Consider the following 10,900-nt stretch of genomic DNA (forward strand, 5'->3'; position numbering starts at 1 on the left):
TATTAACTTATATTATAATTTAAACCCAAAACAGTAATAGTGCTATAATACATTATATCTGCATTGCTTTTCAGTAGGGGAGGAATGGTAAATGGTAGATGGAATTGCATTATGCAAAGAAAAAAAACGATTTGATGAGAGTGCTATTGATGCTAAAAGTATAGAGTATTTTCTCCAAGCCTATCTTAATCCTAATTCCTTAGATGATGAGATTCAAGAGTTTTTTAGGGAGATTGCTGCACTCAAAGGCAAAAGTGTACAAGATACATTAAAAGAAATGGAACAAGGTACACAAAAATACCTTGAAGCTATTGATATGGAAATTTCATTTAAAAATGATATTCCGACCGATATAGAAAAATATGTCGATAAAATCAAAAAATTATCAGAAGGGATAGAATCTTGTTGGGATTTATTTTCCGCAGAAAGCCATAATTTCTTTATAAAATTGGCTTATGATTTCTCTTGTCAATATGGTATTAAATTGCAGGGATGGAGAGGTTTACAAGTTAAACTAAAACTACTTTTACCTTCTCTCCAAAGCGGAAAAAATTTATTTAAAGACTATCAAGATTCTTTTTTACTGATTCCTCAAGCTGTTGATCGAGCCGTTGAACTGAGAAAATCTAAATCAACATCACAGTTATGGTCTACAGCCCAAACTTTGTTAAAACAAGCGAAACTAACTCCTGTAAAACAACCGAAGTTATCATCTTTTTTAAAGCATTTAGGACAAACTCCAGAGGAACAAATCAAAAACAATCAAGCTGCAATGAATTGGGCTAAAGAAAGATTACAAACTATTCAAGCTAAATGGAATGAAGAGCTATCTTAGAGAAGAGTTTTTAGAAGCATTTCATGATATAGTTTTTAGATCAAGTGATTAAATTCAAGATGTTTCGGGGAGCTAATTTTTAGCATTCGCTCTGGACGATCATGAATAGCTGTTTTAGTCCGTGATGGTTTCTTAGAAACACTAATATTCTTAATACTAATAAAACGATATTTATAACCTTTGAGAAAATTTCGATTATTCCAAAATAACTGACCTATTTCCCGACAATAAGCAACAAAACACTGTGCTCCTTTAAGCTGTTGGATGATTTCTTCTTCCAATCCTCCTTTTCCTGCTTTCATCTCAATACAGACAATAACCTTTTGGGTTTCTGTATTAGCAATAATGACAAAATCTGCACGCTTACATTCATGCTTTTTTCCTTGGAAAACTTCATAAGCCAGATTAAAGTTATCTGCTTTTATAATAATAACTTCATTGTCCTCTGGCATTCCATGAATTGTGACCGAATAGTTTGCAGGTGGAGGTTCTCTGAGTATAACTTTCTTTTTATTATAGTGATTTTCTAATGGGACTGTAGCAGTTTCTTTAATCATCTGTTTCAGAATAGCAATATCAGACATTACTCCGCACCCCAAACAATTGATTCTTGAATTCGGTTCATGGTTTCAATTGTTGGATCGAAACTACGAGCATCAATACCAAGTTCTGGGTTAATATCTGCGGATGTTAAAGTTTGACATTTCGTTTTTTTCTGACTCCCATCTAGTTTTATAAGTGCTTCTTCTGCAATATAGACTTTTATTTGATCATAAGAAATTAGTTCTTCGGGTCGATAACCTTCTTGTTCAGCAATTCGTTTGAGATGGGGTTTATCATGGTTAAGCATGATTAATGTATTCAACTCTTTAATAATATAATCGCTGTGAGTCGTTATAAAGACCTTGATTCCAAGATTAACTAATCGAGCGAAAATTCGAGCAAGACGGCGCTGATTTTCGGGGTGTAAATTAAGTTCGGGTTCGTCTATTATCAGTAAATCACCCTGTTGCGCTTCATGTCGGAGGTAAAAACCAATATCTAATAGAGAACGCACAGCACTAGAACTTTCATCCATTGAAAGTTTAATTCGTTTACCTTTGGGTACATAGTAAAGTTCGTCGTTTTGGGTAATGGTATACTCACCCCCAATAATATTAGCAAAATCGACTAATATATCTGGGTAATTCTCGGCAATAAAACTACTTTTTTTGACAAGGGTTTCAAGTTGTCGGATAAAATCTACATTTTTCTTAATTGGTAGGGCGTAATCGTCATAAACTTTGAATAAAAGCTCCATTGGATTGATATTCTTACCAGTCTGGGTCATTTCTTCAAGCAAGCGATTCCGGGCAAAATTTAACTCTTTACGAAAAATAGCAACACCTGTTCGCTCTGCACTAGCAATGAAAGGACGAGGAAAAAGCGGAGAAAAAATAATATCTTTCAGAGCATCACCAATAGTACGTTTCACAATATCAATCGGAATTTTTATATTTTCTTTCTCAACTAATAAAGTAACAATTAATTTTGTGCTATCTTCAGTTTTAATAATTGAAAATATTTCGGTATTTGTAGATCCGATGGTTAGTTCAAATCTGTCTATTAACTTAATATTATTGGTATTGAGTTCTACTTGAAACTCGGTTTTTCTAAAACGTTCGGTTGATGTTGCAAAAATCTTAGGTAATTGTTGAGTATATTCTTGACAAGCTTTAATAATAATCTGCTCAGACTGTTTAACATATTCTTGTATATCAAGATGAATGACCCCATCAGCGAGGAGTTGATCAATTTTGTCATCACTGATTTCAATCGAAAACATCCGTTGCCAAATAGACAAAAAGCCAAATAACGCATAAGTGGCATAGGTCTTGCCTGTATTATTACAGCCACATAATATTGTTAAATTGCCAAGCGTGAATTCCGCTTGCTTTAAAACTCCAAGATTTTTGACTTTGATTTTCATGATTCTATATAAAGTAATTTGAGTTAAAACCCCTCTCCTAATAGGGGAGGGGTTGGGGCAAAGATTAACTATTTCAACCCATCAATTAACTGCATTTTTGCACTCTCTAACGCTGCTTTTAACTTCGTAGCATCCCGACCGCCAGCTTGTGCTAAATTTGGTGTTAGGTTTTGTTAACAATATCCACCTAAAAACTTAAATTTTAGCACCCGCTACTAACTGAGCCACTAATGGTTGATCTGTTGATAACTGACTCACAGCTAATACAGAAAACCCTAATAAATTTCCTTCTTCATCTACTCGTTCCATAATCGCATCATTATCGGTTTCTCGCATATAACCCGGTTTATCGGAAAATAAAACTTCTAAAAAATCCCCTTCTTTATCAAAATAAACTTTTACAATTGAAGCCATAGTTGCTCTCCTTTCTAAATCTGAGAATATAAAAAGCCCCTCCCCTTTTAGGAGAGGGAGTATAAGTTAACTTATTTCAACCCATCAACTAACTGGGTTTTTGCACTCTCCAACGCTGCTTTTAACTGCGTTGCATCCCGTCCTCCTGCTTGCGCTAAATTCGGACGTCCGCCACCACCACCGCCGCAAATTTTGGCAATACCGCCAATAAATTTACCCGCTTGTAAGCCTTTATTATTAATCGCTTTACTGAACGCGGCAACAAAATTAACTTTGCCATCCGTTGTCGCTGAACCTAAGACAACGGCACTTTCTCCTAACTTTTGTTGTAGCCTTTCTGCGGCAGTTTTTAACGATTCTGCATCGGCATCATGGAGTTCTGCTACAATTAATTTAAACTCACCAATGGTTTCAGCCGTTGTTAATAATTGTTCGGATTTGGCGATCGCTAATTCTGCTTTAACGCCTTCTAATTGTTTCTGAGTGGTTTTTAACTCCTGTTGTAAATTAGTAATGCGGTCGGGTAATTCTTCGGGTTTAGCTTTAAAGCGATCGCCTAAATCTTTAACTACCATATCCCGAACTTTCAAATACTCTAAAACCGCTTGTCCGGCTACCGCTTCAATGCGTCGAATTCCTGATGCAATACCTGTTTCTGAAATAATCTTAAATAGACCAATTTCGGCGGTATTACTAACATGAGTTCCCCCGCATAATTCCATCGAAACCCCAGAATAATCGACCACCCGCACAATATCAGAATATTTCTCTCCAAACATCGCAGTAGCACCTTTGGCTTTGGCGGCTTCTATCGCCATTTCCGCTATCACCGCCGGATGTGCTTCCGTGATCCAACTATTCACTTGATCTTCAATTTGTTGAATTTCTTCAGAAGTTAACCCACGAGGACAATTAAAATCAAACCGTAAACGTTCAAAATCAACTAAAGAACCCGCTTGAGAAATCGAGGGATCGACAATTAATTTTAACGCAGATTGTAACAAATGGGTTGCGGTATGGTTGGCTTGGGCACGACGACGACAGGCGCGATCAATTTGGGCATTTAATGCCATTCCGGGGGTAACTATTCCCCGTTCAATTCGTCCAAAATGGATGAAAATATTGGATTCTTTTTTAACATCATGAACCCGAATTACCGTATCCCCATAACTTAAATAACCGCGATCGCCAATTTGTCCTCCAGACTCAGCATAGAAGGGCGTTTTATTCAAAATCACTTGAATTTCTGCTCCTGCTTCTGCTTCCTCAACAGGTTTTCCATTGACTAAAACCGCTTCAACTTTAGCATCAGAAGTAAATAAGGTATAACCTAAAAATTCTGTTGAGTGAATATGTTCTGCTAACTGGTCTAAACTGCCTTGAACGGTTAAATCAATGGTTTCATGGGCATCTTGAGAACGACGGCGCTGTTCTTCCATTGCCGTTTCAAACCCTTGAATATCTACCGTTAACCCATTTTCTTCGGCAACTTCTTGAGTTAATTCTAGGGGGAAACCATAGGTGTCATATAACACAAAAGCATCTTGACCAGAAATTTCACCCCCCTTACTAATGGGGGAAGTTCTAGCCTCCCCTTTACTTAGGGGGAGGTGGGAGGGGGCCGCTTTTTCAATAATTTCCGCTAACAGTTTTTCACCCCGTTCTAAAGTTTCTAAGAACCGGGTTTCTTCTCTTTGTAATTCCCCCTTAATTGCAGTTTCCCGTTGACGAACATTGGGATAGGCAGTTTCCGATAATTGCATGGCAGTTTCAGCCACTTGGGTTGTAAATTCTCCGTTAATTCCAATTAACCGACCGTGACGAACCACCCGCCGAATTAAGCGCCGTAAAATATAACCCCGGCCAATATTAGAAGCGGTAACGCCATCGGCAATTAAATGTACAACTGCCCGAATATGATCTCCAATCACTTTTAGGGAAACTTTAGTTTTATCATCGGATTTGTGATAATCTATTTTAGCAATTTCCGCCGCCGTTTTAATAATTGGAAAAATCAGATCCGTTTCGTAATTATTGGGAACTTGCTGCAAAATTTGTGCCATCCGTTCTAACCCCATTCCCGTATCAATATTTTGATTTTGTAACGGGGTTAAATTGCCATCATTATCTCGGTTATACTGCATGAAAACCAAGTTATAAAACTCAATAAACCGAGTATCATCCTCTAAATCAATATTGTCTTCGCCGCGTTCGGGGTGAAAATCATAATAAATCTCCGAACAAGGGCCACAGGGGCCAGTGGGGCCAGATTTCCAAAAGTTATCCGCTTCTCCCATGCGTTTAATACGTTGGGGAGCCACGCCTATTTCATCGCGCCAAATGGCAAAAGCTTCGTCATCTTCCTCGAACACACTCACCACCAAACGGTCTGGAGGTAACTCAAACACTTTGGTTGAAATTTCCCATCCCCATGCGATCGCTTGTTGTTTAAAATAATCTCCAAAGCTGAAATTGCCTAACATTTCAAAAAATGTGTGGTGTCTGGCCGTTCTGCCCACATTTTCAATATCATTAGTACGGATACATTTTTGGGACGTGGTGGCGCGCGGAAATTCGGGCTGTCGCTGTCCCAGAAATATCGGTTTAAAGGGTAGCATCCCCGCAATGGTTAATAAAACCGTCGGGTCTTCGGGAACTAAAGACGCACTCGGCAGAATTTTATGCCCTTTTTCGGCATAAAAGTTAAGGAATTTTTGACGAATTTCGCTGCCAGTGGAAAATTTAGGGGAAAAAGTCATAACACTCACTTTAAAAAAACCAGACCAACCTTTCAGAATAAATGAAAGATCAAATTTTACATCGGATAATTCCTATTTTAATTGTTAGCCTGTCTGCAATGGGTGGCGCGGTCGGAGGAATTTTATTTCGGCAAACGGTCATTGTTGAACAGTTTCCTACCCTTTTGCCTCGGTTGCCCTTTGCCCATGCCTTACCCCCCCTGGAAATTATTGCTGAAAACGAAGTCCGTCCCTTACCGGGGAACCTGGATGAGGTGTTAATGTTTAATAGCAATAGTCCAGAATGGGTGAAACAGGAAGGAATTTTACTGTCAACCTTTCCGGGGGGATGGCGCAACCATTCTGAAGCTCATTTAGAATATCGTTTAACGGGAGAATTTGAGGTATTTGCTCATCATTTTACCCACACTCCTCCTGATTTAAAAACCTTGTATTTGGGGTTAATCGTTCATAACCCTGATACTCAACCTGTTACAGTTGAAGTGTTGACAGTCGCGAGTTATTTATTAGAGCCGGATGCTCCTTTTAAAGAAAAACCTGCTCTCAGTGATAATCCTAACGGTGAGGTTTATTCCGGGCCAGGAATTCGGGCGGTTGATGAGGTGTTAAGGGGAAAACGTCAGTCAGAATTTCCGAAAGCGTTGGAAATTGGCCCCGGTGAAAGCCGAATGTTAATGAATTTACCTATCCCGGTGAAGGGGTTAGAACGTCCGGTGAATGGGCGTTCTACGTTTATGCGGTTGAAAGTCCGGGGCTTAAGCGATGATTCCGCCCCGGCTTCCATTTATATGGCTAGTTTAGCCCAATTTGCGAAGATGCACCCTGATGGCAAGGAACGGACGCCAACCTTAGAAGAATGGCAACAGTTGCTTGATAATGGCACTTTAGCACAACCCCGCGATAAAATACCTACTCCTCCAGAACAAACAAGTGGTCAGTTAATTTATAGTCGGGTTGCGGGTGTTCAAAAAGGGGCAAAATGGGAAGCGAATTTAGTGGATGAGGGTAAAGATTTTCTGACTATTCCTGATAGGGGAAAGGGAATTTCTTTCCCTATTAGTACCGTTAGAGCGGGAACATTAGGAACAAAACAAGTACAAGCCGCGCCGTTAATTTTACGTTATCCTGATACGGCTTATGAGTCTCATGGCAATTATGGCGTACATTATGATTTACATATACCGTTATTAAATACAACCGATGAAACCCAAAAGGTAACGATTAGTTTAGAAACGCCTTTTAAGGAAGAAACCTTATCTAAAAATGGCTTAATTTTTCGACAACCGCCCTTAGATTTTCCGTTTTTTCGAGGAACTGTGCGGTTAAGATATGAAGATGAACAAGGAAAAACTGTGATCAAATATCTGCATTTATGGCATCGTCGAGGACAAATTGTTGACCCGTTAGTTAAATTAAAATTAAACCCGAAATCCTCTCGTTTTGTGAGAGTAGATTTTCGTTATCCTCCTGATTCCACACCTACCCAAGTTTTAACGATTAAAACCTTAGATTAATATTCCTCCAATATTTGCTATACATTCCCCCTGTAGAGACTAGCCATGCTTAGTCTCTACAGGGGGTTAGAGGGGATCATCTGTAGCATCTATAATGGGATTTCATATAAACAGAACAGGACAACCTCTTAAAGTCCCCCAATTTTGGGGGATTTAGGGGGCAAATATTGCTGCTAGAGAAATCTGTTCTAAAATTGCTGATCAATCCTTCATAACCTGATCATTCTAAACACTATACATTTCAAGCCATCTAGCCCCCTAGCCCCCAACATTGGGGGGAAAATAAATAATTAGGACTTTAAATCTGAGTTAGTTTTGATTTAAAAAAATAATAAGTATCTCTATTTTAGCATAAAATTGACCTGTTTAAAAAGGGGCAAGGTGGCAGCGTCTTCGCTCCCTCGCCGTGATCGGTTACAATAGGTAATATTAAAATAAGTGTTAGGTGGTGCGTGCGCTGCGCTTACACACCCTACAATTGAGGTAAATTATGGAATCTGTTATTAAACTTTCGGCCCTGAATACCAGTTTAATCGAAATTCGCTTAATTGAAGGTCGGGATGAGGCGTATATTCGGGTGAATGAAGATTATTTTTCCTTAGTGACGGGGCAAAAACTTAATATTTCTTCTAGCTTACAAGAAGGGGTTAATTTATTAAACTTGATGATTAAGACCTATCCGCTTAAAGAACGAATTCTCAGAGGGTTATTTAATCAAGATTGGTGTGGACGTTTTGAACTTTATATTGATGGAAAATTACGCGGAACCTATAATCAAAATGGCGGTGAGCTTATGGGTTCTCGTGAATATACCGTTGCTAAAATTGAACTCAATATTGAAATCACTAATCCTCCTCCTCCCCCTCCTCCCACTGATCCCCCTCCTCCCCCTCCTCCCATCAAAGAACAACTTTTAAGTATTATAAACAGATTACAAAAAATTCGGGGTATGAATCCTACCCATTTCCAAAATGTAGGATATTCAACCCCCTACATTACATTAGAGAATAATATAAAAATCAATATTTGGAAAAACTTAGCAAAAGTTGATTATGTGTTTTTGATTGACCCGGAGGGAAATTGTTGTTTTGCGGGTTATGTGGGATGGGTTCATCGTAAAAAATTCTATCGAGCTTTACAGCAAATTCGGAATGATTTCCCTAATATTTAATGAGCGATCGCCTTTAATCTCATCTAATCCGAGAACCAATCTCAACCCAAAGTTGCAATTTTTAAGCAAAACATTACAATATTTAATAGAGATTAAAAACCCGTTACATCCATCTCATCTTTATCCATGACTGACCCACTCACCAAACTAACCTACCAAGCATTTCAGCAGGGGAAAAGCTATTTTAGTCTGACTCATAGAACCCTGACGAATCAACTGCTGAACTGGATTAATCCCATTTCTTCTGACCGGAAAACTGAATCCCTGAGTCCTGAAATTCTGTTGAAAGTTCAAAGTTTGTTGAATCAAATCATAGAAACGGACTGGGAAGATGCCGAAAAAGGGGTGTATCCAACTTCTATTTTATTTGATAATCCCTGGGATGATTTCTTTCGTTATTATCCGATGATTTTACTCGATTTACCGAAACTTCGACAACGGGCTAATCAAAAACGCTATCAAGATTTTTCTCCTAATATTGATACAGAAGGTTATCCCAGTTATTATATTCAGAACTTCCATCATCAAACCGATGGATATTTGAGTGAGATGTCGGCAAATTTATATGATTTGCAGGTAGAAATTTTATTTTATGGGGGTGCAGACCCTATGCGTCGCCGGGTTCTGGCTCCTTTAAAAACAGGGTTAAAAGTATTTAATGATGTTCCTGAAAAACAAATTCGAGTATTAGATATTGCCTGTGGAACAGGTCGAACCCTTAAAAATATTCGGGCAATGTTACCCAAAGCTTCTTTATTTGGAATTGATTTATCTCCGGCTTATTTACGAAAAGCGAATCAACTTTTATCGGAAATTCCGCAAGAGTTACCCCAACTGATTCAAGCCAATGCGGAAGACTTACCCTTTCCTGATCATTTCTTTCATGGCGTGACTTCCGTTTTTTTATTCCATGAACTTCCTGCTAAGGTTCGCCAAAATGTGATTAATGAATGTTTCCGCGTTACCCAACCAGGGGGCGTTTTTATTATTTGTGATTCTATGCAATTGATCGACTATCCTGAGCTAAAACCAATGATAGAAAACTTTCCTAAAGTATTCCATGAACCCTATTATCAGGATTATATTAACGATAATTTAGGAGAACGATTAGAAAAGGCGGGATTCCAAAATATTACTATCGAAAACCATTTTGCTAGTAAATATTGGCTTGCTCATAAACCTAATTAAACTGTAGGGTGGGCAAAGCCCACCTGATTGATTCAATCAATTTTTGATAACCCGATAAAATTGAGAATAATCTGCTATTTTCCCGACTTGCCTCCCATAGGTTACAATTCAACTAAACCTAACCTGAAATTTTATGACAAGTACAGAACAAGCCCCGTTAACGACTGAGACTGAGGAAGAACTGATTGAAGGTGCAATGGCGACGGTCAAACCTTCCGAAGAAATTGAAGCGGTTCTCGCTGGGTTAGCTGAAGACCAAAAGGTGATGGTAGGAACTTCCGAAGCGGGTAAGGTTTGGCAGTTTGAATATGGCAGTGTGGAAGTTTTTGTGCAACTCACCGGAGAAACCGATGAAGACACTCTCACGGTTTGGGCGACCGTGTTGAAATTTCCGGTGAAAAATGAAGCCCAGTTAATGCGAAGATTATTAGAAATGAACTGGTTATCAACTTTAGAATCTCATTTTGCGATTGTCAATGATCAAGTTGTGGTTTTATCGAGTCGAACTTTAGCGGATATTTCTGCTAGTGAAATTTCGCGGACTATTACGATTGTGGCAACGATTGCTGATAATAATGATGACAATTTACAAGCCGAATTCGCAGTCTAAAGTTTGGCGTTTAATTCCCGTATTGAAAGCATCGGGACATCTGCAAATGGCGATTGACCATTGGTTGTTTAAACAACATCAACAGGGGAAACATCCGCCTACTTTGCGATTTTATCTCTGGGAATCTGCAACCATTTCTTTAGGCTATCATCAAAAACATTGGCCGTCACATTGGCAACAGTTAACCTGGCAAAACCAGCCTTTAGAGTTAGTTAAACGTCCCACCGGAGGCAGGGCTGTTTTACATCAAGGGGATTTAACTTATGCGGTAATTACTTCTGAATTGCCAGAAAATCGCCAGGTAGCTTATCAAATATTATGCCAATTTTTAATTGCAGGATGGCGATCGCTCGGCTATGAATTACACTATGGTACGGCGGGACGAGGATACATTCACAATCCTAACTGTTTCGCCACCGCCACTAGCGCTGATTAAATGG

9 protein-coding genes and 1 pseudogene are annotated in these 10,900 nt (G+C 38.8%); 6 read left to right on the top strand and 4 right to left on the bottom strand.

Going from position 1 to position 10,900, the window contains the following annotated elements:
- Positions 1-91 precede the first annotated feature (91 nt).
- A complete protein-coding gene (locus tag PL8927_RS08895) occupies positions 92-835 on the top strand; it encodes a hypothetical protein (RefSeq protein ID WP_083619935.1) in 744 nt (247 codons plus the stop codon).
- A 35-nt stretch (positions 836-870) separates the two neighbouring features.
- Here PL8927_RS08895 and PL8927_RS08900 read toward each other — a convergent pair whose 3' ends face one another.
- The 4 genes from PL8927_RS08900 to alaS all read right to left on the bottom strand — a co-directional run bounded on the left by PL8927_RS08900 (position 871) and on the right by alaS (position 5,977).
- Positions 871-1,419 carry a hypothetical protein gene (locus PL8927_RS08900; RefSeq protein WP_083619938.1) on the bottom strand — a complete coding sequence of 183 codons (549 nt, stop codon included), beginning with the start codon at positions 1,417-1,419 and terminating at the stop codon, positions 871-873.
- On the bottom strand, positions 1,419-2,804 hold the full coding sequence (locus tag PL8927_RS08905; RefSeq protein ID WP_083619941.1) for an AAA family ATPase: 1,386 nt from the start codon (positions 2,802-2,804) through the stop codon (positions 1,419-1,421). The genes PL8927_RS08900 and PL8927_RS08905 overlap by 1 nt, the downstream gene beginning before the upstream one ends.
- 195 nt (positions 2,805-2,999) lie before the next feature.
- Entirely contained in the window at positions 3,000-3,218 is a 219-nt protein-coding gene (locus tag PL8927_RS08910; protein WP_083619944.1) for a DUF2283 domain-containing protein, read from the bottom strand.
- 71 nt (positions 3,219-3,289) lie between these two features.
- Positions 3,290-5,977 (bottom strand): alanine--tRNA ligase, encoded by a 2,688-nt coding sequence (gene alaS, locus PL8927_RS08915; protein WP_083619947.1) that lies wholly within the window; start codon positions 5,975-5,977, stop codon positions 3,290-3,292.
- Between the two features lie 41 nt (positions 5,978-6,018).
- Between alaS and PL8927_RS08920 the strand changes: the two genes are divergently transcribed.
- The 5 genes and pseudogenes from PL8927_RS08920 to PL8927_RS08940 form a co-directional block, all read left to right on the top strand.
- On the top strand, positions 6,019-7,491 hold the full coding sequence (locus PL8927_RS08920) for a DUF3370 domain-containing protein (protein WP_083619950.1): 1,473 nt from the start codon (positions 6,019-6,021) through the stop codon (positions 7,489-7,491).
- 490 nt (positions 7,492-7,981) lie between these two features.
- Positions 7,982-8,662, top strand: coding sequence for a hypothetical protein (locus tag PL8927_RS08925; protein WP_083619953.1), 681 nt, complete (start codon positions 7,982-7,984; stop codon positions 8,660-8,662).
- Positions 8,663-8,788: 126 nt separating this feature from the next.
- Positions 8,789-9,850, top strand: a complete 1,062-nt coding sequence (locus tag PL8927_RS08930) for a class I SAM-dependent methyltransferase (protein WP_083619955.1) — start codon at positions 8,789-8,791, stop codon at positions 9,848-9,850.
- A gap of 133 nt (positions 9,851-9,983) precedes the next feature.
- A complete protein-coding gene (locus tag PL8927_RS08935; RefSeq protein ID WP_083619958.1) occupies positions 9,984-10,460 on the top strand; it encodes a YbjN domain-containing protein in 477 nt (158 codons plus the stop codon).
- Between the two features lie 46 nt (positions 10,461-10,506).
- A pseudogene (locus tag PL8927_RS08940) lies at positions 10,507-10,893 on the top strand (lipoyl protein ligase domain-containing protein); the annotation flags it as partial.
- Between the last annotated feature and the right edge of the window lie 7 nt (positions 10,894-10,900).

Source organism: Planktothrix serta PCC 8927 (assembly GCF_900010725.2).
GTDB lineage: Bacteria > Cyanobacteriota > Cyanobacteriia > Cyanobacteriales > Microcoleaceae > Planktothrix > Planktothrix serta.

Coding starts and splice junctions, on each gene's coding strand:
- PL8927_RS08895 (WP_083619935.1), top strand. CDS start 92: ATGGTAGATGGAATTGCATTATGCAAAGAAAAAAAACGATTTGATGAG.
- PL8927_RS08900 (WP_083619938.1), bottom strand. CDS start 1,419: ATGTCTGATATTGCTATTCTGAAACAGATGATTAAAGAAACTGCTACA.
- PL8927_RS08905 (WP_083619941.1), bottom strand. CDS start 2,804: ATGAAAATCAAAGTCAAAAATCTTGGAGTTTTAAAGCAAGCGGAATTC.
- PL8927_RS08910 (WP_083619944.1), bottom strand. CDS start 3,218: ATGGCTTCAATTGTAAAAGTTTATTTTGATAAAGAAGGGGATTTTTTA.
- alaS (WP_083619947.1), bottom strand. CDS start 5,977: ATGACTTTTTCCCCTAAATTTTCCACTGGCAGCGAAATTCGTCAAAAA.
- PL8927_RS08920 (WP_083619950.1), top strand. CDS start 6,019: ATGAAAGATCAAATTTTACATCGGATAATTCCTATTTTAATTGTTAGC.
- PL8927_RS08925 (WP_083619953.1), top strand. CDS start 7,982: ATGGAATCTGTTATTAAACTTTCGGCCCTGAATACCAGTTTAATCGAA.
- PL8927_RS08930 (WP_083619955.1), top strand. CDS start 8,789: ATGACTGACCCACTCACCAAACTAACCTACCAAGCATTTCAGCAGGGG.
- PL8927_RS08935 (WP_083619958.1), top strand. CDS start 9,984: ATGACAAGTACAGAACAAGCCCCGTTAACGACTGAGACTGAGGAAGAA.